The sequence below is a fragment of the Anaerobacillus sp. ABR4_321 genome (assembly GCF_056158505.1).
The window spans coordinates 4020788-4044055 of sequence record NZ_JBSWTK010000001.1 but is presented as its reverse complement, the minus strand read 5'-3'; the positions used below and the strand labels follow the sequence as shown (position 1 = coordinate 4044055).

Here is a 23268-nt window from a genome sequence, read left to right as displayed (position 1 = left end):
AAATTTATGAAAGAACGTTGAACGGGTATACTAATGGAAAGATAACTAGTAGGGAGGTTAATGCGATGCACGTAGGTACGATTTCAGAGATCACCAGACACCCGGTCAAATCAATGCGCGGAGAGAAAGTAAGTGAAACGAGAGTTATGAACTATGGTTTGTATGGGGATCGTAGCCATGCACTCATCGATGAAAAAGAGTCGTTTCTTACGATTACACAATTTCCTGACATGGTCACATACAAAGCTTCCTTTGACGGACCGGATTCGCTCACGGCTTTTCCTGAGCCAATCGTTACGACAATGTCAGGAGAAAGCTATAGATGGTCAGATTCTGAATGGCTTGAAGAAATGGAAGAACGTTCTTCTAAAAAACTCCAAAAGGTCTCTTATCACCCAGAACATGTGCCGACTGGTGCGATCGAAGAGGCGAACCTTTTGATGGTTACGGATGCTTCCCTCGAAGCGTTATCAGAGGCTTGGGGGAAACATGTTGATGATCGTAGGTTTCGCCCTAATTTGAAGCTTGAATTAAACAGTCAAGAAGCGTTCATTGAACAAGAATGGATCGGGAGTACCCTTCAAATCGGAGAACATGTTAAAGTGATGGTCACTAGTCCATGTGAACGCTGTATGATTATTACGGTGGATCCTGAAAGTGGTCTTAGACAACCAGATCTGTTGAAGAGAGTTGCAAAACATCACCGAAATCATTTTGGGATCTACTTACGTGTTATCGAGACTGGACCGATTAAAATTGGTGACGACGTTCACTTGATCGATCGCGACTCACTATAGATAAAAGAAAGAAGGAATACTTTGAAGAATTTTGTATTGTATGGTGGGCTGCTTTTACTCATGGTCATATGGGGATTTAACGTAGTTGCGATTAAATTGCTCGTCAACACCTTCACACCTGTGATGATTCAATCGATTCGTATTTTTACTGCTGGATTAGTCGTACTTGCTGTTGTTCTCATCGGAAAGGATTTAAGAAAGATTTCCTTTAAAGAAGCAGGGTACATCAGTGCGGGGGCGATTACAGGAGTGGTGTGCCATCATTCCTTCCTAGCGCTAGGGTTAACGAGCACAACCGCTTCAAACGCAGGACTCATATTGGGACTTGTTCCACTCATGACAGCATTCTTTGCTGTTTTATTTCTAAAAGACAAGATGACGTTCACAAAAGGAGCTGGTATTCTACTCGCGCTTGTTGGTGTTTCGTTTGTCGTATTGAGTGGACATAATCAGCCAGGCTCTGTCTCCAGTGGGGATTTTCTCGTCTTCTTATCGGTAGTGACACAGGCGATCAGCTTTATTTTCATTAAAAAAGGAACGGAGACGATGGGACCAAGGCTTATGACGGGGTGGATGCTTCTGGTTGGCTCCTCTACGTTATTTATCATTGCGCTCGTCATCGAGCCGAGCGGTGTTGGGACCTTAACACAATCACAGTGGCCGATCTGGAGTGTTTTTGCAGCATCTGCTATTTTTGCTACAGGGTTAGGGCATATGTTTTATAACAAAGCGATCTCCCATATCGGTCCAGGGGAAGTGGCGATCTTTAATAATTTGACTCCATTTTTTGCTTTGATTGGATCAGCGATTTTCCTAGGAGAGCAGATCGGATTGTCTCAAATAGTAGGGTTTGTGTTGATCGTATGCGGTGTCATGCTGGGGAATGGAACGGTTCAGTATGTGATGAGAAGGAAACAGCATACTTATTCTGGTGTAAAAGGTTAAAATTTCTTGTGAATATGACGTTAATTCACCTGGTTATCCGGGTACGAGCATTAATGAAGCCCCCGTCCCATGGATGGGATGCTTCGATTTCCACACAGGAGGGAACCCATCCATGGGATGGGGTCCCATTTTTTTTGCCCTCAGGCTGTCATATACTGTCAGAATTTTCTGTGGTAAACTAGTAGGTGCGACTAAACGGAAACTTGCAGAGGGGGAGACAGATTGAGTACTTTTTATGTAGAACGGTTTGATTTTACGAAACCGGACCAATTAGAAGAACGTTTCGATAAGCTGTTACAAGAGGAGATAACGTCAGTAGATGAGCTTGAGAAGTGGGTATTGCGTCTGTCAACGTTAATGGATGAGATAGCTGAAGGATTGAGCGGGCATTACATCGATTTTCAATGTCATAGCAGCAGTGAAAAAGCGAAACAGACGATCGAATACGATCAAGAATACATAGAACCGATCATCAAACGGTACGAAGGGCTTTTTGATAAGAAATTTCAAGACTCCCCTTATCGATTAGAACTGGATCAAACGGTTTATAAGCAATTTTTATTAAGAAAAGAAAATGCAATCGAGCTTTTTAACGAAGAAAACATAGACTTAGAAATAGAAGAAGATAAACTTGTAAACAAGTATTTTGAGCATACTGGTTCTCTTTCGTTCATGTATGAAGGTGAAGAGAAGACGCTTAGTGAAATGGGTCTGTACCTACAAGAATCAGATCGAGATGTTCGTAAAGCGGCTATGACTGAAATCTATACCACGCTTTTAACAAAGAAAAACGATCTCCAACATATCATGGATCAGTTGATTCAGCTTCGCCAAAAGAAGGCAGAGAATGTGAACCTTGATAACTATCGGGATTATATGTTTAAAAAGTACGAGCGCTTTGATTATACACCAGAAGATTGTAAGAGCTTAGCTGAAGCCGTTCGAAAGCATGTCGTACCGCTTAAAGAAGAGTTACAAAAAGAGCATCAAAACGAGCTTGGACTACGTGACTACAAACCATGGGATCTTAAAGCAGTTCCAGCAGGAAAGAAACCATTGAAACCATTTGGTAATACAGAGGATCTCGTGAAAGGGACTTCTGAGATCTTTATGCAGCTTTCGAATCGTTTTTCTGAGCTATTGCTAGAAATGAATGAAAAAAGTGCGTTAGATTTAGAAAGCCGAAAAGGTAAAGCGCAAGGAGGCTTCTGTGAATACCTTCCTGTTTCAGAGCTTTCATTCATCTTTATGAACATCACGAGCTCTCAGGATGACTTTGTAACCCTCCTTCATGAGATGGGGCACTGTATTCACAATGACTTTAAGCGAAATCAGATGTTATCAGACTATCGTGATACCCCGATGGAGTCTTCTGAACTTGCAAGTATGACGATGGAGCTTCTTACGATGGACTACTGGGATATCATGTATAAAGATAGCGATGAGCTTCATCGCGCCAAAAAGGAGCAGTTAGAAGGGATCATTCACTTTTTACCGAGTGGGATCGTGATCGACCAGTTCCAGCATTGGATGTATGAGAATCCAGAGCATACTAGTGAAGAGCGGAACGAGAAGTTCATGGAAATCTCTGAAACGTTTGATTCTTCATTTGTCGATCGAAGTGATGACGAAGAGTGGATCAAAAATAAATGGCTGATGACGCTGCACATCTTTGAAGTGCCGTTTTATTACATCGAATACGTAATCGCACAGCTCGGTGCAATTCAAATGTACCGCCAATACAGAGAGAACCCTGAGGAAACGTTAAAGAACTACAATCGAGCACTATCTTTGGGAAGTTCTGTTTCACTCTCAGAGGTATATGAAGCAGCTGGTATTCACTTCGACTTCTCTGAATCAATGATCAAAGGGTTAATGGAGTTTGTTTCAAACGAATTAAAGAACCTGAAAGCATAAGAGCACTGCGTCCCTCACGAGAGGGGCGCTTTTATGTCTCAGAATCGATCGTCCAAATTTTGCACGTTGGGCAATGAATGATTTCGAACCGATTTTCTTTCAGTTCATTCATCCAGTCTTCCCAGGATTCATGTTCGGGGTCGATCTCTAACGTTTTGACCGTTTGTAACTCATCACCGTCTGAATTGGTACACGTACATTCTACGATCGCAACTTGTGAATCTTGAAATTCTTCTTCCTTCGTGTTTTTTACAGACCAGTTGATGAGTCGTTTGTCCATCTTCTTTCTACTTTTGTAATCTCTTTCTTTTAACATTCGATCGCCTCCCTTTCCTATTACTTGTGATACCCACTATCGACAGAAAAAAATCCTTCAAACTATAGGCTCTCTCTCTAAGGTGGTATATACTGACAGCATAAACAAATAGATAGGAGAGTTCGATGGAGACAATACAAGCAACGTTGTTATCGATGGTTGTTGTACATAATGAAAAAACAGATGAGATCCTTCTATTAAATCGTCCGAAAGAAGCGGGCTTTCCAGGATATATCGGTGCCGGCGGGAAAATTGAGATGTCGGAGAGCTTCACTGAAGGGGCATCGAGGGAGTTATTCGAAGAAACGGGTCTGCATGCTAAAGAATCAGATATGATTTTTAAAGGAGTAGACGAATTTATTATTAGAGAAGACAAGTATCGGTATATTGTCTTCAATTATTTAGTAAGGAATTTTACTGGAACGCTATTATCCAATCCGCCAGAAGGAGAACTGAAGTGGGTTTCTCGGAAGGATATGATGAGTCTACCGATGCAAAATTGGTTTAAGCGTAGACTGCCAAAGTTTTTTGAAGAAGGTACGTTTGAAGTATCTGTTGAATATGAGAAGGGCAATACCAATCCGTTAAAAGAAACGATCAGAAACCTTAAGTGAAGGGGAAGATACTATGATAACGAGAGAAGATGCAGCGAATGCTGAAGTCAAGGAGAAGCTCATCGCCTACAACATGTCCAAACTTCCCGATTCCGTCAAAACACCATTAGAATCTGTAACGTTTGTTAGTCGTGAAGAGGGAGAGCTCGTTGGCGGAATAACCGGTACGATGTTCTGGCGTAATCTTCATATCGACTTTTTGTGGGTAAAAGAAGAGATGAGAGGCAGTGGTCTAGGGCGAGAGCTGTTACGGAAAATCGAGACGTATGCAAAAGAAAATGGATGTCATCTAATGTTACTCGATACCTTCAGTTTTCAGGCTCCAGGATTTTATATGAACGAAGGTTTTGAAGTTTGTGGAGAAGTTAAGGATCACCCAAAAGGCTACACGTTGTATTATTTAATGAAAAGACTTACATAAGAGGAGTGAGGATATGTCATCTATTAAACTAAGAGAATTTCGTACAAATGATTGGGAAGCTGTTCACCGATACGCTTCTCTTGATGAAGTATGTAAGTACCAGCCATGGGGGCCAAATTCTGTAGCTGATTCGAAAGCCTACGTAGATGACATCCTATTCGCTTCCAAACAGACTCCGAGAACGCGCTTTGCTTACGCAATAACTAAAAATAATAGCGTGATCGGTGCTTGTGAAGTGAATTTGCGGAATGCTCAAGAGAAGATTGGTGAACTCTCTTACATTCTTAATCCTGAATGGTGGGGGAACGGAATCGCAACGGAAGTAGGGAAAATGCTTCTATCATTCTCGTTCAAAGACCTTGAGTTGCATGGCGTTATAGGCACATGTGATGAGAGGAATATAGCATCGAGTAGAGTCATGGAGAAGATCGGGATGAAGAAAGAAGGCTTGTTGGAAAACCATCTTCTTATCCGAGATGGATGGAGGAACTCGCTACGATATTCCCTAACATATGAAGAGTGGGCGAGTGCCAATTAGACATGCTTCCGTCTTTTCCAAACGAGTAAAGCACAGTAACAAACGAGAAAAAAAGCTGCGCCTAGACTTAGAGGTAGCGTATATATTTTTGCTGCTGAGTGGATGTGCTGCCAGTTTCTACCGAGTTTTAACCCGATATATAAAAACAATATCGACCATGGGATCATCGCGAGCATCGTATAAAGTGTAAAGCGGATGAGAGACATCTTTGCGATGCCTGCTGGTATGGAGATGGCGTGTCTGACAACGGGGATGAACCGTGCGGTAAAGATAACACTAACGCCATTCTGTTCAAACCATCTTTCTGCGAGATTCATATGTTTTTTGGAAATGAATAGGTATTTTCCATATTTTTCGAGGAAAGAGCGACCGCCGTATCGTCCTAACCAGTATAAGAAAAGCTGAGCGATCGTACCGCCGATGATTCCGGCAACGACTGCTCCAGTAAAGTGAATGTGTCCCTTTGAAACCATATACCCCCCGTATGCCAGAACAAGTTCGCTTGGAATCACTTCTATCATTAAAGCAATTGCGATACCAGGATATCCTAGCGTAAGCAACCAGCTTAAGCATTGGACAATATAAGATTCCACTTGAATGATCTCCCTTCCTATTGGCTGATCCTGTCCTTATGTTTATTTAAATTCCATCTGGGTTATTCATACTAAATGAGACAAGGTGCTCATAAAATAGATGTGTCGGTCGAATAGTCTTATACCCGGGGTCTGTGCGATCCGGGTACTGCTCGTTCTCATAGAGAATGACAATAGAGTAGAGAGGTGAAATGTAAGGATGATAACATCCATGAAAAAGTTTCTCGGTACGTTGGACCAACCCCTTGAAGCAAAGACAGGCAAAGAAAAAGTACTCACCATCCTTTCGATAATAGGATTCATACTACTTTTATACGCGGTGGCTTTTTCTCCATTTCTATTTAGATTATTTATCACTTGCTTAAGTGTCGGTGTATCGTTATATGTCATGAAGAAAATTCAAGATTTCGACCGAGTGTTAAAAGGTGGCGAACAAGAACAGGAAAAAGAGGCGGCTGTTAGTTCAGAAGCACAGCTAACGTTCGAATGGCAAGATCCTGAGAATGAATCTGTTGAAGCCGCGAAAGAACGTGAGCTTGAAAAGATCAATAGTGACAAAACACAGCTCTTTGAAGAACTTCTCACGAAAGCTGATCTAGATGAACTTGAAAAAGCAACCTATAGAGAGCAGCTTAAGCAAAAAGAAACGGACAGTAACCGTATCAAGCAAGAGCTTCTCGTATTAAAAGATAAGATTCAGCAGGTCGTCAGCGAGAAAAAAGGATTGTTCATCAAAGAAACGCCTGATATGAAGCTTGTAGCAGAATTGATTGGTGTCCATGACATCGAATCTAGTACATTCGTTGAATTAAACGAGAGGTTACAAGATGTTTCTGAGGAGATCCCAGAACACAAGCGAGAAACGCTAAAAGAGCACGAAATCGTAAACGAGGATTTTGAATTAACAAGGTTTGGCTATAAAGAGCTTATGAAGGAAGTAAGGAAGCTTGAGAAAAAAACGAAGTATCAGGTGAATGATGAGAAACCTGTCCAATAAATGGGCAGGTTTTTTCTTGTTCTAAGAACTTGAACAAGTATGGTTCGAAAATACAATGCTGTCTTAGGAGTTTGTCCCTTTCATAATCGTGTTTTTTACATACAGTAAACTATATTGATAAAAAGCAAGGGCGTGAAAAGAAATGATTGAACCACATGGAGGGACATTGATTAATAGATATAGACCGGAATATGATTATAGTTCTATATCGATCGAAGTAGCACTCGATGCCGTATCTCTTTCTGATTTATATTGTATCGGTATCGGCGCGTTCAGTCCTTTGCTTGGGTTTATGGGGCGCGAGGATTACGTGAGTGTATTAGATTCGATGACATTGAAAGACGGGACGGTATGGAGTTTACCGATCGTTCTTCCGGTCAGTAGTGAAAGAAGAAAGGAGTTAACTGAAGGAACGAAGGTGAAGCTGGCCTATGATGGTCAAGTTTACGGTGTGTTAGAGGTAGAGGAGACGTTCGAAGTGGACCTTGATCGTGAAGCGATAGCTGTATACAAGACAAATGATCAGAACCACCCAGGAGTATCTCGCCTCATGAAACAGTCAAATGTGTATGTGAGCGGTCCGATCACCTTGACGAAATTTCCCGACCTGCAGTTTCTGGACTATCAGCTCACCCCATCTGAAGTTCGTTCCAAAATCAAGGAATTTGGATGGAATACCGTTGTTGGATTCCAAACAAGGAACCCTGTTCATAGAGCGCATGAGTATATTCAGAAATGTGCGCTTGAGATGGTGGATGGCTTGCTTCTGCACCCTTTGGTTGGTGAAACTAAGCAAGGAGACATACCTGCAGATCTACGTATGAAAAGCTATGAAGTTCTTTTAAAGAAGTATTATCCAAGCAATCGGACACTCCTCTCCTGCTTCCCAGCAGCGATGCGTTACGCAGGCCCGAAAGAAGCTGTATTTCATGCAATCGTTCGCAAAAACTATGGTTGCTCACACTTCATTGTAGGCCGCGATCATGCGGGAGTAGGAGATTATTACGGCACATATGAAGCACAGGAGATTTTTTCAAACTTTTCGAAGGAAGATATCGGAATCCAACTTCTCTTCTTTGAGCATGCGTTCTATTGCAAAACGTGCAGTGCGATCGCAACGTACAAAACGTGTCCACATGATGATCACGAGAAGCTTATTCTCTCAGGTACGAAAGTAAGAGAGATGTTACGGAAAGGGATAACACCTCCAGCTGAGTTTAGTAGACGGGAAGTCATTGAGGTGCTGATAAAAGGAATGAAAGATTCTTGAGAACAACGATGAATATGGCAGCAGGCGCACATGTCAGAAAGGAGAGTAAGGATGGATAAAAATATTCATTGGCAAAGTCATTCTATCCAGAAGTCAGATCGTCAGCTTTTACACGAACATAAGAGCTATATCGTATGGTTTACAGGGCTTTCGGGATCAGGAAAGTCAACGGTAGCTAATGAACTTGAAAAAGCATTGCATTCAAGAGGGGTTTCTACTTTTCTATTAGATGGTGATAATCTAAGGCACGGACTAAATGCAGACTTAGGATTTCAAGAAGTTGATCGTAAAGAAAACATCAGACGTGTAGGTGAAGTTGCGAAACTTTTTGTTGAAAGTGGGACGGTGGTTCTAACGGCATTCATCTCTCCTTATCAGAGTGACCGCGAGATGGTCAGAAATCTAGTAGAAGCAGATGAGTTTATTGAGGTGTATGTGGATTGTCCGATCGAAGAATGTGAGAAGAGAGATCCTAAAGGTCTCTATGAAAAAGTTCGTACAGGAGAAATAAAGGAGTTTACCGGAATCAGTGCTCCATACGAAGCACCAAAATCCCCTGACGTGGTACTTTACACAGCTATTCATAGTGTTCCAGACTGTGTGCATCAATTAGTAAACTACTTACGTTCAAAGGGTTTGCTGGCGCGATAATCGAACTAAATACTAGTAAAACGTTGAAAACGCATCTTTTATGCGTTTTTATTGTTGTATAAAGTAGATTGTAAGGGGGAAAACGAATGAAACGATGTGCGTGGGTGTCAGATGAAAAAATCTATATCGATTACCACGATCATGAATGGGGAGTTCCTGTTTATGATGATCATAAGCTTTTTGAAATGTTGATCTTGGAAGGCGCACAGGCTGGATTGAGCTGGATCACGATCTTAAAGCGACGAGAAAACTACCGTGAAGCTTTCGATCATTTTTCCGTAGAGAAAGTGGCATCTTATAGCGAAGAAAAGATACAAGATTTGTTATCGAATGAAGGTATCATACGGAACAAACTCAAAGTTCGTGGTGCAGTGAAAAATGCAAACGCCTTTATCCAAATTCAAAAAGAGTTTGGAAGTTTTTCATCTTACATATGGTCATACGTTGATGATGAACCGATCATCAACAGATGGCGTTCGAGTGAAGAGGTACCTGCACAGTCGGACTTAAGTAAAGCCATCAGCAAAGACTTGAAAAAAAGAGGCTTCACCTTTGTAGGTCCAGTGATTATTTATAGCTTCATGCAGGCGGTAGGGTTAGTGAATGACCATACATTAAATTGCTTCAAACACCCAGAGAATGGGGCGGGACAATCGTGATTTTAAAAAAGATCGTCTGTACCGTAAAGAGTGGAAAAGAAGTCGTTTTTTCAAAGGGTCAGGAAAAGTGGAGCGCCATAGCGGAGTGTTCAGGATTCATCGCTCAACACGGGGGCTGGGTAAAGGAACGAGAGAACGTAGCGGTGATAGGGGCTTTATGGAGAAATCATAAAGCATATGATGACTTTATGGAGAACGTTCATGATTCGATCTATGAACAGGGCCAAGAAGGGTCAATAGATGAAATCGAAGTTCGTATAGAGGAATGTGATTGGCAAGATGGAGAGAACACATTAAAAGAATGGCTCATGTCACAGCGTGTATCTCTCGAAAAACGGTGGTCTGTTGTGAAGTAACATCTTGCTGTAAGAGATAGCAAGATTACATAAGAAAATACACCTCCATTTTCCTTATGATGAAAATGGAGGTGTTCTTATGTATAAAGAGGTTCTCTTAAATAAAACGATCCGTTACTATCTGCTTGGGGGAGGAATATCGAAGCTAGGTGATGTTCTATCAGGGATGGCTTTCTTATTTCTCGCTTATGACTTAACAGGATCCAAAACATTAACGACTGGAATGGCCATCGCGGAAACGGCTCCATATCTTCTATTTGGATTGGTTGGAGGAGTAATCGCTGACTGGGTCCAAAAGAAAAAGTTGCTCATCGTTCTAGATTTAGTAAGGATTCCACTCGTAGGGTCTGTGGTTCTTCTCTACTACATAGACGCCTTACACTATATCTTCTTACTAGTGATCAGCTTTCTTATCCAAACGATCGGGTGTTTCTTTAATCCAGCTCATCGTGCTCTCCTCCCACTCATTACGAATGAAGAGCAAAGAACCGTTGTGAATAGCTTGAACGATACGCTCAGTAGAGGCGTTACAGTTCTCAGTCCAGTCATTGCGATTTGGCTCCTCTCTTCTTACGGTGCAGTGCATTTCTTTACGATCGATGCTGTGACCTATGCGATCAGTTCATTCTGTATTTGGCGTTTACATGTAACGGAAGTAAGGAAAGTGGGCAAAAAGTCAGTGAAGATGGCAGTAAGTGCCATTGTGGAGTTTAGTAAATGGGCTAGAAACCATGTGTCGATTCGAAACCTCTTTTTCTTTACATTTATGATCGTCTTCTTAAATACGTGGGTGTGGGAAGTGGGCATGTTACTCGCACTGTCGGAATTAACGGACAGAAGCGAAGAAGTATTTAGTATGGTTCAAGGGGTTTTTGGGGCAACGGTTATTGTTGCGAATATGATCATTCCATTTGTTTTTAAGAAGATGAACCTAGGAACTTATATGATCGGTTCATCGATATGGGGTGGTGGCGTGCTATACTACGGCTTATTCTATGATGTAGAGCATTTCGTAATCGGAGCGATGTTAGTTGGGATCGGTATTCCAATCGCGGGGCTAGCTAGAGTATATATTCTTCAGACGCTCGTACCAGAAGAGATGTTAGGGAGAGGGTTTAGTACGAACGCTGTTCTTCTCTATCTTGCGAACACGGTATCGCTCGCATTATTTGGAGCACTCGCAGCTTTCATCCCGATCCAAACGCTTATGGTTGGAAGCGGCTGTCTCATGATCGCTGCGAGTGTAGGGTATTTAGTGGCGGTGAAGGCGAAAATGGGAAGGCGTTCTTCCGTACAGTTTTTTAAATAATTTATTATACGAAGAAAGGTTCGTAAATCCAGACTGTAACGCGATTTCTAAAATCGTATCATTGGAATGATAGAGCGCTTCTTGACTTCTTATAAGGCGATAAAGCTGAAGCCATGAATAGGGTGCGATGCCGTATGTCTCTTTAAAAACGTGTGCGAATTGATACTTTGATAATCCGCATAGTCTTGCGAGCTCGTCTAGGGTCCAGTTTGCAGAATAATCATCCTTGATCGCTTCGATCGCTTTAGAGAGTGAAGGTGAAGAATGGTATGACAAGTGCGTCTGATGTGAGCCAGGTCCATGCTTCATCAGCAAAAGAACGAGTTGAGGAACGCTGTGTTCTAGGAAATAAGAAGCCTCTTCTTGAGTGGCGTCCTGCATCGTCGCTCTTACGAAAGAAGCCCACCGTTCGATTTGTGGATGGTAGTAGTTTATTCCCGCAAATTCTGGAATGCTGCTTTCAGCGTATAGCTCCTTCATCACACGATAGAAGAGCGACTGATCGAGTTCGATCAAGAACTTTTCGTTCGTCACCTCTAACTGCCTGTGAGGTTCATTAGGGTTTACGAGGTAAAACTGTCCTTTATTAATCGAAATGTCTCCTCGTTGCGTTTGATAGCGCCCTTTTCCTAGATGTGAAAAGATAAACTTATAGCAGCTGTCACTACGCCAATTCCGTTCATGAAGGTGATTGTTTCGCAGTAGCAGTATCCCGTTTTCGTATGGCGTGATCATCGTTATACTCCTCTTTCTTTACAACTATTTTAATCATAGACGACAGGTTTTGAAGGGTTCTTTAGAAAATCGAATAACAAAGCAATCTGAGATTCTGTCGTCCGTCCCGTCGAGAGGGGTGGCAGATTCTTTCTCGAGAAAAATCCACTTCCACTCGTTTCGATGCTATCAGTTGGAGAACCCCCGATTCGTTCACATTGAAAAATAATCTTATATGTATGATAAGGAGATGGTGGATGAGGGTGCTTCGATTTATCGAGTATGGCGAGAAGTCTTACTACGTTCACGTGATACCCAGTTTCCTCATATACCTCCTTTACAGCTACTTCCGCTGCTGTATAGCCAATGTCACTCCATCCACCAGGAAGAGACCACTTTCCGTCTTCTTTCTCTTGTACTAATAGTATTTTTCCGTGTTGAAAAATTGCCGCACGAACGTCCACTTTAGGTGTCTGATAACCTGTTTCATTCGCGAATAAGTTTTCGATCGTTGCCATATCGTATTTCGTATATGTCTCCATTATTTCTGTACTTAATTTACGCAGTTCCAAGTACCGCTCATAGTCATATGGATCTTTCGTATATGTTAATCCAGCTTGCGCGATGGACTGCATTTCTTTTGCCCAGTCTAGCCATTTCTCGCTCATGAAGGTTCTCCTTTAGTAAAGTTTTCTGCTAGGAACTACTTCTCGAGCGACAGAAAAAAACCTGCTTATGATCACTCATAAACAGGTTCAGGATAACGACCAAACCATTCGTATCGGTGTTTTGAAAACCATTTATAAAGTGGCGAACCGATTCGATCGAGGTAAGGCAAATATAAAAATAAGCTTAATGGTATCGTGATCGGTAATGCTAGGAGCAGCCTTCTGACTGTAGAAAATCCTGAATATAGTCGGCCTGATGCCGTCAACATATGTATTTCATCATACATAAGATCGTGGCGATATTGCATATAAGGATAAGCTTCAGGATTGCTTTCTACTTCTTGTACAGAAATCCATTCGATTTGTCCACGCCAGTCCAGCTTTTGAAGAGTCTTTTTCACATTAAAACAAAGTGGACATTGTGCATCATAAAAAACGAGATGTTTCATAAGGGAGCCTCCCAATCGGAAATTTGGAATCCTATTCTTTACATTTCACTTTATTGAAGGAAATTAAACAATAGAACCCTCCTTTGTAGTAAAAAAGTTTCGCAATACCTCTGAAAGGGAAGGTGAAACATTATGAAATGATGCGGAGGAGGAATAAAAAATGTTTGATAAAAGTACGGGAGAGATCCTTTTAGATACGTTATCAGAATGGGGAGTCGATCATGTATATGGGCTTCCGGGTGACTCGATCAACCATTTTGTTGATAACCTACGTTCTGCTGAAGATCGTATGAGATTCATCCAAGTACGCCATGAAGAAGTTGGTGCGCTATCAGCTGCTTCGTATGCGAAGATAACCGGTAAGATCGGCGTATGTTTGTCCATTGCAGGTCCAGGTGCGATTCATCTTCTGAATGGGCTATATGATGCGAAAGCGGACGGGGTGCCGGTTCTTGTCATAGCGGGACAAGTCGACAGTACGCAGCTTGGGACAGATCAGTTTCAGGAAGTGAATCTTGAGAGAATGTTCGACGATGTATCAGTGTTCAATAAACGGGTTCAGTCTGCAGAAACCTTACCTGACTTGGCAAATCAGGCGATTCGAACAGCTGTTGAAAAAAAGGGTGTGGCTATCCTTACGATTCCCGACGACCTTGCAGCCGAAAAGGTGAAACAGAAGGTTAAAAATACATCACTGATACATTCGAAGGCTGTTATTCATCCCGACAATTCAAACTTACAGGATGCACTACAGCTACTGAATGATGCAAAGAGACCTGTGATCTTAGCAGGTAAGGGTGCAAAGCATTCAAGAGAGGAACTGTTACAGTTCGCTGAGAAAATCGCTGCTCCAGTCATTTTGAGTCTTCCAGGAAAGGGCACGATTCCCGATGTTCATCCTTACAATTTAGGTCAGCTAGGTCAAATAGGAACAAAGCCAGCATACGAAGCGATGGAAGAAACAGATCTTCTCATCATGGTAGGCACGTCGTTTCCTTACAGAGACTACTTACCGGACGATGCGAAGGCGATTCAACTCGATATCGAGCCAACTCAAATCGGAAAACGATACCCTATTACAGTAGGGTTGATCGGAGATGCGAAGTGGACGCTCTCTTACTTAGCTGAACACTGTCACTATCAAGAAGACAGGGACTTTATTGAGAAGTGTCAGGAGAATATGAAAAACTGGTGGACACATCTAGAAAAGATTGAAGCGGAAAAATCATCACCGATAAAGCCTCAGGAAATCATGCCACAGCTGCAAAAAGTCGTCGATGATGATGCAATCTTATCTGTGGATGTTGGAAATGTAACGGTTTGGACAACGAGACACTTCCGCGTAACAAATCAAACGTTTATTCTCTCCTCCTGGATGGCTACGATGGGCTGCGGCCTGCCAGGAGCGATCGCGGCAAAGATCGCGCACCCTAAACGTCAGGCTGTAGCGATATGTGGAGACGGCGGATTCTCCATGGTCATGCAGGATTTCTTAACTGCGGTAAAATATCAGCTGCCCATGATGGTCGTTCTATTTAATAATGAACGTCTCGGCATGATTAAATATGAACAACATGCAATCGGTAATTTGGATTATGAAACAGAGCTTAAAGACTTTGATTACGCAGCTTTCGCTCGTACAGCAGGCGGGGAAGGATATCGTGTTGAAAAGCATGAAGAACTACTGCCAGCTTTCGAAAGAGCGGCAAAATCAACTAAGCCTGTTATCGTCGACATCATGATTGAAGACCAAGCTCCTCTTCCAGGTAAAGTTACGTATGAACAAGCTTCAAGTTATTCAAAATACATGTTGAAGAAGGCCTTCGAAGAGCAGGAACTCGACATGCCGCCGCTGAAGAAAGCGTTGAAGCGAATTTTCTAAAAGCAAAAGTCCGCCAATGGCGGGCTTTAGGAGTCGGTTACATGCATATCGTATTTGTATATGGAACATTAAGAAAAGGTGAAAGTAACCACCGTGTTATTGAAGGAGCAAGGTTGCTTGAATCGTACAGTTGGACGAGCGGGAAGCTATATGACACAGGTGCAGGTTATCCTGCGCTGTTTCAATCAGAAGAAGGGGTCGTCTACGGAGAAGTCTATGAAGTGAACGACACGTTTCTCTCACGAATCGATGTGCTAGAAGGGTTTCAAGAGGGAAGAAGAGCGAACCTGTATGACAGGATCATTCAACCAGTCTATTCGAAAGGGAAGCAGTACGATGCGATCACCTATGTTATGAAAACAAAACCTTCAACTTTTAGGAAAATCGATAGTGGTAATTGGACAGAATATAGACGAAATTAAAAGAGGTAGCGTCTTATCAGACGCTACCTTTTCTTAATTAGAAGTGCGCAATGCTCTTTTTTCGATCTTCGCTTCATGGTTGTTTCGTAAGAACATGTAGAATGAAGCAGAGAAGATCACGATATAACCGAGTATACTTAATAGATCAGGAACTTGTCCGAAGAGAACGATACTGATCAAAGCTGAGTACACGACCGTGGAATAAAAGAAAATCGAAATCTCTCTTGCTGGTGCGAACTTATAGGCCATTGTGATACCGAACTGTCCTAGTGTTGCAAAGGCCCCTGCAAGAAGAAGGTATATGAGCTGAATGGTTTCCATCGGTTCATAAAACACAATAACAAACGGTAGTAGTACCACCGTTGAGAAAAATGAAAAGTAGAAAACGACCGTATAGAACTTCTCCTTTTGACCAAGCACACGGAGAACGGTGTAAGCTCCAGCCGCAAAAATCGCAGATAGTAAACCTGAAATATATGGGATTGTTTCAATTGAAAATTGCGGTTTAATAATCAATAATGTACCAATGAATGCAACGATGATCGCAACGATCTGAAACGTCCTAGCTCGTTCTTTCAAAAAAAGTGCGGAAAAGATAATAAGCAGGAATGGGCTGAGCTTGTTGAGCATATCGGCATCTGATAACACAAGATGATCGATCGCATAAAAGTAAAAAAGTATTCCTAACGTTCCGAGTGTGGAACGTAGTAATAAGAACTTTTGGTTTTCTTTTTTGCCGAAGAGGCGTTCTTTATAATACATAACAAATCCAAATGATATAACAGCAGACACTGCATTACGAAACATCGTCTTTTGTACCGTCGGTAGATCACCTGACAGCTTTACAAAAGCGGCCATCATCGCAAAACCGAACGACGATACGAGTAACAAAAGGATGCCTTTATTTCGATCACTCATCAAATTCCTCCAGTGTATAAAATCAAAAATTACCTCTATCACTTTACTGTATTTCGTGGTGGATTATCAACTCAAGACGTTTCGCAATTAGGCAAAAATTGAAGGTTCGTTTCGAAGGTTTGTAGGATTAGGATAACCCATACCTACTAACTAAAACCGAAAGAAAGGTTCCGCTCAAGGTTACAAGTAAATGCATGCAGGGTATGGAACCATTACATATATGGATAAAGGAGAAGCATAGTCATGTTTAGATGGAAGAACATATATAGAGGATTATTAATGGGGATCAGTGACTTGATACCTGGTGTTAGTGGAGGTACCATTGCGATGGTACTCGGGATTTACCGCCGTTTGATCAACGGCATCAACGGCTTGATGAGTAAAAATTGGAAGAAGGAACTTGGATTCTTCATCCCTCTTCTTATCGGGGTAGCTCTTGCGATCATCTTAGTGAGTAAGGTGATGGAACACTTATTAAATCATTATCCCCAGCCTACATTTTACTTTTTTATTGGGCTGATCATTGGGGTCATTCCATTTCTATTGAAGAAGGTTGAGTTTAAAGAAACGTTCAAACCTCGTCATTATCTCCTACTTGTGATTGCAGCAGTGTTGATTGCTTCTACGATCGTTTTTAAAGGAGACCATTCCGGAGCGGTGAAAGAAAGCCTACAGCTTAATGATTATATCGTTCTATTCTTTTCAGGGTGGCTTGCGAGTACTGCGATGATTTTGCCTGGCGTAAGTGGCTCGTTCGTATTGTTGCTGTTAGGTTCGTATCAGACCGTTATTCACGGGCTGTCTTCTTTTCAGATTCCGCTTATTCTGACAGTAGGAGCAGGGATCATTATTGGATTAAGTTTAACAGGAAAGGCGATTTCTTTACTGTTGAATAAATACACCGTCTCGACATATGCCGTTATGATTGGACTCGTTATCGGCTCAGTCGTTGTTCTTTATCCAGGGTTCAAGCCTGATGCTACTATTGCGACTGCGAGTATCATGACACTGCTGCTCGGTCTTGCAGCTGCTTATTTGCTTGGAAAAATAGAGCATAAGCAAGGTTGATAGAGAACTCCAGAGGAGCACCGCTTGCTTTCCTGCGTACGGGAGAGTCAAGCGGTCTTCACTCTTGGAACCGTCTGTTCTACTATTGAAGGAATTCGATTAGGTGATAGGGAATACAAACACAACCTTTTTTCGAGAGAGGAGTCCTCAATGAAAACGCACTTTACTAAGATTGAACAACCTACAACACTCCTCGTCGATATGTATAATCGATGGGAGAATGATCGGTCGTTAGTTCCGTTGATTCGTCCTAACAAGAACATAAAGGAACTAGAAACCCGTAGAAAAATAACAATGATCGATCTAACAGAGCGGTTGAATCACTTACATATTTATTTGATTTATTATAATGATGTCTTGGTCGGGGAAATGAACTATATGGTCGATCCGAACCACCTTCTGAAAAAAGTGCGCAAAACGGCTTGGATCGGAATAACGATTGGAGAAGATGAAGCACGTGGACACGGTGTAGGCTATGAAGCGATGAACTTTTTAGAAGAAGAAATAAAAAAAGCTGGACTCAAACGAATTGAACTTGGTGTGTTTGAATTTAATACTCGAGCACAGCAACTGTATAAAAGATTAGGATATAAAGAATTCGGACGTCTTGACGATTTTACATATTGGGACGGAAGAATGTGGGCAGATATTCGAATGGAAAAGTATGTGTAGAGTTGAATTAGAAAAAAGCGAATCCAGCAGTGGATTCGCTTTTTTTAATTTTGATGTTGCTTCTTCGTACGAGGAAAGACGATATGCTTCATCATAAAGAAACTTGAGGCGGAAGAAAGAAACATCGCGAGCCCTTTTGCGATATTCCGTTCGATATAGTTTGGGAACGAGAGCCATTTGAGGTCAAACAGAAACAGAGCACCATAGAATACGAGGTTACTGACTCCAAGAGCGATCACGGCTTGTACTAAAAACAGGATGACCTGTTTTCGGTCATGAATGGCTTTGGAAGGGAAGGTTAGCTTCGCATTCCAAAAGTAGCTGTTTGTGATCGCGAGTGTATATGCAATTGTGTTGTAGAAAATGAGCTGGATTCGATCATCTGTTGGAAACAACAGCATGAGCAGGTTGAGTGCGCCAATATCCACGAGAGCATTCATGATGCCAATCGCACTAAAGCTTATTACCTGCTTTGAACCTTTGCCTATTTGACTCTGTTTCATAATTTAACCTCTATCTATTGGATCGCCTGCTGTCCTTCTTGCTCCTGACCAAGATCTAGTGCTGATTCGTAGATATCGAGAAGCTGCTGAGCAGGACCGTGCCAGCCGAAAGCTCTTGAATGAGAAAAGGCTTGTTTTGACATGCGTTTGAGAAGGTCGTCTTCCTCTAGTCTGGAGATGGTACTTGTTAAGTTCCCATCTTTACCAGATTGATAAAGAAGACCTGTTTCTCCGTCTTCTACTTGTTCGTTCGTCGGACCCGACTCTGCTGCGATGACAGGAAGACCACTCGCCATCGCTTCTAAAATCACAAGTCCCAATGTTTCAGTTGTTGATGGGAACATGAACGCATCTGAGGAAGCGTAGGCCGTTGCAAGCTCTTCACCATGCATAAAGCCTGTGAATGTCACATTGCTTAAGTGAGAGAAGTTCTTCTCAAGCTCTTCTCTGTACGGACCGTCCCCAATGATCGCAAGGTGAGCGTCTTGCTTTTCCTCCAACATCGGAATCAATGTATCGATTTCTTTCTCAAATGCGAGGCGTCCAACAAAGAGGAGAAGCGTTTTATCAGCGTTTCCGTTCGTTAACCGCTCTCTCATTTCCTGATTACGGAGTTTCGGGTTAAACCTTTCTGTATCGACGCCTCGTTTCCATAATTGAACGTTATAGAAGTTTTGCTCATTGAGTTCTTCTAAGATAGCTTTTGATGTACAGAGGTTTAAGTCTGCTTGATTGTGCATTCTTCGAAAATGCCACCATAGAAGGGGCTCCGCCCACGGTACATTGTAGTAATCAGCATATTTTGGAGCATGCGTATGATAGGAAGCGATAAGAGGAACCCCGAGCTTCTTCCCATATTTAATACCTGAATACCCCATGAATGCGGGATTCACGACGTGAACAAGGTCAGGGTTAAAGTCTTCAAGGTATGTTTTGATCAATCGCGTCGGCATTCCAAACTTTCGGTGCTTGTACAAGAAAAAGGTACGAGGCTTAACCCCATCGAAACGAATATTCCTATAGCTTCGTACCCCTAAATCTGGAGCAATAACCTGGATTTCATGTCCTTGATCGATTAAATAATCGATTGAAGCACGCAATCGTGTTACGACCCCATCTGTGGAGGGGAGGAATGTTTCAGTGACGATGGATATTTTCATAGTTACACCTCTCGTTTAGTCTTCGACTTACTTCCAAGTAACGTTCGGAAGTACATTTTCTTTTAACACTCTATCTTTGTATTTAAGCGCAGTATCGAGCGTATTTGAAATGTGCTCATCTGTTAATAAGCATGGTTCAAGACCTAGGTCGATCAGGTTCGTGTTAACCGCATGATAATAGTGTTCTTCCTTCTCGACACGCGGATTTTCCAGGTGATCGATCGAAATATTAAGTCCTTTCGCTTCTGCCACACGCTGTACTTTTTCAGCTAGTTCTAGGACAGAGAACTCTTCTGTAAACTGGTTGAAGACGCGGAACTCCCCTTTGTCAGCAGGGTTCTCTGCAGCGATTTCAACGCAGCGGATCGTATCTTGAATGTTAAGGAATGCTCTTGTTTGTTTCCCGGAACCGTAGACCGTTAAGTTATGGCCGATCGCTGCTTGGATGATGAACCGGTTCAATGCGGTTCCAAACACGCCGTCATAATCAAGGCGATTGATCAAACCTTCATCCATGTCAGCTTCATCTGTATGAAGGCCATACACGATACCTTGGTTCAGATCAGTTGCTCTGATTCCCCAAATTTTGCAGGCAAATTGGATGTTATGACTATCATGGACTTTTGAAAGGTGATAGAACGAGCCTGGCTGTTTTGGAAATGGAAGAACGTCTTCGCGCCCTTTGTGTTCGATCTTTATGTATCCTTCTTCAATATCAATGTTAGGCTGACCGTATTCGCCCATTGTGCCCAATTTTATTAAATGACAATCAGGTGTGACTTCTTTAATCGCATATAGTACGTTCAAATTGCCAACGACGTTATTCGTCTGAGTGAATACCGCATGTTCTCTGTCGATCATAGAGTATGGAGCAGAGCGCTGTTCAGCAAAATGAACGAATGCTTCTGGCTGTACTTGTTTGAAGATCTCTTTAAGAAAATCGTAATGCATTAAATCACAGTCATAAATATTGATGCGGTTGCCACTCTTTTCTTCCCAAAGTTTTACCCGTTCTTCTAGAGTTAGAATCGGTGTTAAAGAGTTTGAGCGGAGTTCTTCATCCCACTTGCGGCGAACCATGTTATCTAGGATCGTTACATCGTGTCCTTGTTTAGATAAGTAAAGCGCTGTTGGCCATCCGCAAAAACCATCTCCACCTGCAACAATAATTCTCATAGATTTTACCCCCATCACAATGGTCAATTTTGTACTGAAATGCTTGCTATATCACAATTTACGATAGCACTCATCATGTACTGATTCAACTAAGGACCCCTAATTTACGAAAATTTTAAGAAAATCAGTTAATTTCAGTTGAATGATGGAGGAAATCTGAGAGTGAGACGGTTTGTTAACGGTCTTCATCCTTATTGCCCGTTACATCGATGGCTGCTGTGTTGTTGTTTAGATAAGAAGTTGGAGTAGAATCGTTCTTCTGCTTCTCGGAATAAAAGGCTTCATTGATCGCTTCATCAACGTTTACCTCATCATGCCCCTTTTTGTATTCGTCCTCACGATTGAGTTTACTCTTTTTCATATTGATCCTCCTATGTGTATGGAATAGCGGTAGTTTATGTTAGTTGAAGGGAGATTAATCACGATATTTCGTTTGAAAAGGAAATTTAGAAAGGCGGCTTGTTTTGAATGATTAAGACTTCTTTGTAACGGGAATCAAGTTACAGTGAGCCAAACAAAAAGGAGTCGATAGAGATGAGTAAAACATTACAAGCCTATTTTCCAACGGAGAACGAAGCAGAAAGTGCAAAGGAAGATATGAAGAATTATTCTGTCACTAGTGCTTCAGTGGAGGAGATTAAAGAGGATAAGGATCTATCGGTCGACGCCCCGGATTCAGGTCAAGGGTCCGCAACAGAAGCTGGCGCAAACAACGATTTGTTTTTCTCCAACGAAACTCCAACAGGTAAGCAAGAGGAGAATGCAGATCCTGAACATAATGAGAAGCACTTCAACTATGTGCTATCTTTTGAAACCTCAGAAGATGATGATACAGAGCTCCGAGAAATCGTTACAAAGCATAACGGAGCGATGGAAAGGTAAGGATGAAAGGGAGTTAGGCTATAGCCTGATTCCCTTTACTATGTAACGACACAAAACGTTACCATTTAGAATATGTTATTCCCTTTGAATCGATTGCTGAAAAAGGGTATACTTCAAACTAGACGATAATCATTATAACTAGATATTCAATGTAATCCTTAAATTTGGAAGGGGAACACATACATGGCAAAGAAAACAATGGGTCTTCTTGTGATGGCATACGGTACGCCATACAAAGAAGAAGATATTGAACGGTATTATACACACATTCGTAGAGGTAGAAAACCAGCCGACGAACAGCTTCAAGATTTAAAAGATCGTTATAAAGCGATCGGTGGTATTTCACCTCTTGCTAAAATTACTGAGGACCAAGCTTACGGACTAGGTGCTCATCTGAATGAAATTCAGGATGAGATCGAATTTAAAGTATATATCGGTTTAAAACATATCGAGCCTTTCGTTGAAGATGCAGTTCAGCAGATGCATGAAGATGGCATCGAAGAAGCAGTAAGTATAGTACTAGCACCACATTTCTCAACGTTCAGCATCAAGTCATACAATGGACGTGCGAAAGAAGAAGCAGAGAAAATTGGTGGACCAACGATTACATCTGTAGAGAGCTGGTACGACGAGCCGAAGTTTATTTCCTACTGGGCTAAACGCATCAAAGCGATCTTTGATGGCATGTCTGATGAAGAGCGAGAGAAGGCAGTCCTAATCGTATCTGCTCATAGCCTTCCAGAAAAAATCATCGCTAACGGCGATCCATATCCAGATCAGTTAAAAGAAACAGCTGATCTAATTGTAGAACAGTCAGGAGTTAAGAACGTTGCGATCGGCTGGCAGAGTGAAGGGAATACGCCGGATCCGTGGATTGGACCTGACGTACAAGATCTTACGAGAGACTTACACGAAAACCACGGCTACACGTCGTTTGTGTACGCACCTGTAGGTTTCGTAGCTGATCATCTAGAAGTGCTATTCGACAATGACTATGAATGTAAAGTCGTGACAGATGAGATCGGTGCAAACTACTATCGACCAGAAATGCCGAACGCAAAAGATGAGTTTATCGATGCGATGGCAACAGTGGTTCTAAAGCAATTGAATCAATAATGAGAGGCAGCGGTCTTAGACCGCTGTTTTTTATGTTCGGCAAGAATAGTAATATTCGTATTCAAAGCTTGGTGTTATTTAAAGGTTATGGTAAAGCGAGTACGTACTGTTTCATCTTTCTATAAATAAAACAATTGACAATACCTTTTATTGAAGCTAAAGTTATTAAAATAAATGAAACAGGCGAAGAAGAGGATGCAGTAGCGTTATACGATGTGTAGTGTCAGAGAACCAGTGGTCGGTGCGAACTGGTAC

28 protein-coding genes and 1 other annotated feature (1 of these 29 running past the window's edge) are annotated in these 23268 nt (G+C 41.9%); of the genes, 18 read left to right on the top strand and 10 right to left on the bottom strand.

Translation table 11 applies throughout. The features are described from left to right. The first annotated feature begins 65 nt into the window (after window positions 1-65). The 3 genes from ACXADT_RS21240 (at window position 66) to ACXADT_RS21230 (ending at window position 3659) form a co-directional block, all read left to right on the top strand. Window positions 66-797, top strand: coding sequence for an MOSC domain-containing protein (locus tag ACXADT_RS21240; protein ID WP_474832784.1), 732 nt, complete (start codon window positions 66-68; stop codon window positions 795-797). Between the two features lie 21 nt (window positions 798-818). After that, complete coding sequence (locus ACXADT_RS21235) at window positions 819-1742, top strand: DMT family transporter (protein WP_270180682.1); 924 nt, start codon at window positions 819-821, stop codon at window positions 1740-1742. Between the two features lie 222 nt (window positions 1743-1964). Continuing rightward, on the top strand, window positions 1965-3659 hold the full coding sequence (locus tag ACXADT_RS21230; RefSeq protein WP_474832782.1) for a M3 family oligoendopeptidase: 1695 nt from the start codon (window positions 1965-1967) through the stop codon (window positions 3657-3659). Window positions 3660-3690: 31 nt separating this feature from the next. Here ACXADT_RS21230 and ACXADT_RS21225 read toward each other — a convergent pair whose 3' ends face one another. Beyond that, complete coding sequence (locus tag ACXADT_RS21225; RefSeq protein WP_474832781.1) at window positions 3691-3975, bottom strand: hypothetical protein; 285 nt, start codon at window positions 3973-3975, stop codon at window positions 3691-3693. Between the two features lie 125 nt (window positions 3976-4100). Here ACXADT_RS21225 and ACXADT_RS21220 point away from each other — a divergent pair, with 125 nt between their 5' ends. From ACXADT_RS21220 to ACXADT_RS21210, 3 genes are read left to right on the top strand one after another with little or no spacing between them, the layout of a single operon-like run. After that, window positions 4101-4589 carry an 8-oxo-dGTP diphosphatase gene (locus ACXADT_RS21220; protein WP_270180685.1) on the top strand — a complete coding sequence of 163 codons (489 nt, stop codon included), beginning with the start codon at window positions 4101-4103 and terminating at the stop codon, window positions 4587-4589. A gap of 13 nt (window positions 4590-4602) precedes the next feature. Beyond that, a complete protein-coding gene (locus ACXADT_RS21215; RefSeq protein ID WP_270180686.1) occupies window positions 4603-5010 on the top strand; it encodes a GNAT family N-acetyltransferase in 408 nt (135 codons plus the stop codon). A 13-nt stretch (window positions 5011-5023) separates the two neighbouring features. Continuing rightward, window positions 5024-5548 carry a GNAT family N-acetyltransferase gene (locus tag ACXADT_RS21210; RefSeq protein WP_474832779.1) on the top strand — a complete coding sequence of 175 codons (525 nt, stop codon included), beginning with the start codon at window positions 5024-5026 and terminating at the stop codon, window positions 5546-5548. On the opposite strand, the gene uptA is transcribed toward ACXADT_RS21210, so the two are convergent. Then, the gene (gene uptA / locus ACXADT_RS21205; RefSeq protein ID WP_474832778.1) at window positions 5545-6141 is read right to left on the bottom strand and encodes an undecaprenyl phosphate transporter UptA; all 597 of its coding nucleotides are present in this window, start codon (window positions 6139-6141) and stop codon (window positions 5545-5547) included. The genes ACXADT_RS21210 and uptA overlap by 4 nt on opposite strands. 211 nt (window positions 6142-6352) lie before the next feature. Here uptA and ACXADT_RS21200 point away from each other — a divergent pair, with 211 nt between their 5' ends. The 6 genes from ACXADT_RS21200 to ACXADT_RS21175 all read left to right on the top strand — a co-directional run bounded on the left by ACXADT_RS21200 (window position 6353) and on the right by ACXADT_RS21175 (window position 11383). Next, complete coding sequence (locus tag ACXADT_RS21200) at window positions 6353-7138, top strand: hypothetical protein (protein WP_270180689.1); 786 nt, start codon at window positions 6353-6355, stop codon at window positions 7136-7138. A gap of 142 nt (window positions 7139-7280) precedes the next feature. Further along, window positions 7281-8408 (top strand): sulfate adenylyltransferase, encoded by a 1128-nt coding sequence (sat, locus tag ACXADT_RS21195; protein ID WP_474832776.1) that lies wholly within the window; start codon window positions 7281-7283, stop codon window positions 8406-8408. Between the two features lie 51 nt (window positions 8409-8459). After that, window positions 8460-9059 (top strand): adenylyl-sulfate kinase, encoded by a 600-nt coding sequence (gene cysC, locus ACXADT_RS21190; protein WP_474832774.1) that lies wholly within the window; start codon window positions 8460-8462, stop codon window positions 9057-9059. Window positions 9060-9145: 86 nt separating this feature from the next. Continuing rightward, complete coding sequence (locus tag ACXADT_RS21185; RefSeq protein WP_270180692.1) at window positions 9146-9718, top strand: DNA-3-methyladenine glycosylase I; 573 nt, start codon at window positions 9146-9148, stop codon at window positions 9716-9718. Then, a complete protein-coding gene (locus ACXADT_RS21180; RefSeq protein WP_474832772.1) occupies window positions 9715-10074 on the top strand; it encodes a YdbC family protein in 360 nt (119 codons plus the stop codon). Before ACXADT_RS21185 ends, ACXADT_RS21180 begins: the two co-directional genes overlap by 4 nt. Before the next feature lie 79 nt (window positions 10075-10153). Continuing rightward, window positions 10154-11383 carry an MFS transporter gene (locus ACXADT_RS21175; RefSeq protein ID WP_270180694.1) on the top strand — a complete coding sequence of 410 codons (1230 nt, stop codon included), beginning with the start codon at window positions 10154-10156 and terminating at the stop codon, window positions 11381-11383. Here ACXADT_RS21175 and ACXADT_RS21170 read toward each other — a convergent pair. The 3 genes from ACXADT_RS21170 to ACXADT_RS21160 form a co-directional block, all read right to left on the bottom strand. Beyond that, window positions 11327-12118 (bottom strand): AraC family transcriptional regulator, encoded by a 792-nt coding sequence (locus ACXADT_RS21170; RefSeq protein ID WP_474832770.1) that lies wholly within the window; start codon window positions 12116-12118, stop codon window positions 11327-11329. The two genes, ACXADT_RS21175 and ACXADT_RS21170, sit on opposite strands and share 57 nt — an antisense overlap. A gap of 29 nt (window positions 12119-12147) precedes the next feature. Continuing rightward, a complete protein-coding gene (locus ACXADT_RS21165) occupies window positions 12148-12765 on the bottom strand; it encodes an NUDIX hydrolase (RefSeq protein WP_474832768.1) in 618 nt (205 codons plus the stop codon). A gap of 71 nt (window positions 12766-12836) precedes the next feature. Next, complete coding sequence (locus ACXADT_RS21160; protein ID WP_270180697.1) at window positions 12837-13214, bottom strand: thiol-disulfide oxidoreductase DCC family protein; 378 nt, start codon at window positions 13212-13214, stop codon at window positions 12837-12839. A gap of 160 nt (window positions 13215-13374) precedes the next feature. Here ACXADT_RS21160 and ACXADT_RS21155 point away from each other — a divergent pair, with 160 nt between their 5' ends. Together ACXADT_RS21155 and ACXADT_RS21150 are read left to right on the top strand one after the other, a co-directional pair. Then, complete coding sequence (locus ACXADT_RS21155) at window positions 13375-15096, top strand: pyruvate oxidase (RefSeq protein WP_474832767.1); 1722 nt, start codon at window positions 13375-13377, stop codon at window positions 15094-15096. A gap of 41 nt (window positions 15097-15137) precedes the next feature. Further along, the gene (locus ACXADT_RS21150) at window positions 15138-15518 is read left to right on the top strand and encodes a gamma-glutamylcyclotransferase family protein (RefSeq protein ID WP_270180699.1); all 381 of its coding nucleotides are present in this window, start codon (window positions 15138-15140) and stop codon (window positions 15516-15518) included. A 33-nt stretch (window positions 15519-15551) separates the two neighbouring features. Here ACXADT_RS21150 and ACXADT_RS21145 read toward each other — a convergent pair whose 3' ends face one another. After that, entirely contained in the window at window positions 15552-16436 is an 885-nt protein-coding gene (locus ACXADT_RS21145; protein WP_270180700.1) for a DMT family transporter, read from the bottom strand. A 243-nt stretch (window positions 16437-16679) separates the two neighbouring features. On the opposite strand from ACXADT_RS21145, the gene ACXADT_RS21140 reads away from it, so the two are divergent. Further along, entirely contained in the window at window positions 16680-17504 is an 825-nt protein-coding gene (locus tag ACXADT_RS21140) for a DUF368 domain-containing protein (protein WP_474832765.1), read from the top strand. A 150-nt stretch (window positions 17505-17654) separates the two neighbouring features. Then, window positions 17655-18176 (top strand): GNAT family N-acetyltransferase, encoded by a 522-nt coding sequence (locus ACXADT_RS21135; protein ID WP_270180702.1) that lies wholly within the window; start codon window positions 17655-17657, stop codon window positions 18174-18176. A 44-nt stretch (window positions 18177-18220) separates the two neighbouring features. On the opposite strand, the gene ACXADT_RS21130 is transcribed toward ACXADT_RS21135, so the two are convergent. The 4 genes from ACXADT_RS21130 to ACXADT_RS21115 form a co-directional block, all read right to left on the bottom strand. Next, the gene (locus tag ACXADT_RS21130) at window positions 18221-18679 is read right to left on the bottom strand and encodes a GtrA family protein (protein WP_474832764.1); all 459 of its coding nucleotides are present in this window, start codon (window positions 18677-18679) and stop codon (window positions 18221-18223) included. A gap of 14 nt (window positions 18680-18693) precedes the next feature. Beyond that, the gene (locus tag ACXADT_RS21125) at window positions 18694-19839 is read right to left on the bottom strand and encodes a glycosyltransferase family 4 protein (RefSeq protein ID WP_270180704.1); all 1146 of its coding nucleotides are present in this window, start codon (window positions 19837-19839) and stop codon (window positions 18694-18696) included. A 27-nt stretch (window positions 19840-19866) separates the two neighbouring features. Next, a complete protein-coding gene (locus ACXADT_RS21120; protein ID WP_474832762.1) occupies window positions 19867-21015 on the bottom strand; it encodes an NAD-dependent epimerase/dehydratase family protein in 1149 nt (382 codons plus the stop codon). Between the two features lie 175 nt (window positions 21016-21190). Beyond that, on the bottom strand, window positions 21191-21376 hold the full coding sequence (locus tag ACXADT_RS21115; RefSeq protein ID WP_270180706.1) for a hypothetical protein: 186 nt from the start codon (window positions 21374-21376) through the stop codon (window positions 21191-21193). Window positions 21377-21549: 173 nt separating this feature from the next. Between ACXADT_RS21115 and ACXADT_RS21110 the strand changes: the two genes are divergently transcribed. Together ACXADT_RS21110 and hemH are read left to right on the top strand one after the other, a co-directional pair. Further along, window positions 21550-21897: a hypothetical protein gene (locus tag ACXADT_RS21110; RefSeq protein WP_270180707.1), complete on the top strand. Its 348-nt coding sequence runs from the start codon at window positions 21550-21552 to the stop codon at window positions 21895-21897. A 183-nt stretch (window positions 21898-22080) separates the two neighbouring features. Then, window positions 22081-23013, top strand: coding sequence for a ferrochelatase (hemH, locus tag ACXADT_RS21105; protein WP_474813937.1), 933 nt, complete (start codon window positions 22081-22083; stop codon window positions 23011-23013). Window positions 23014-23190: 177 nt separating this feature from the next. Next, window positions 23191-23268: a binding site (T-box leader), on the top strand (it continues 143 nt past the right edge of the window).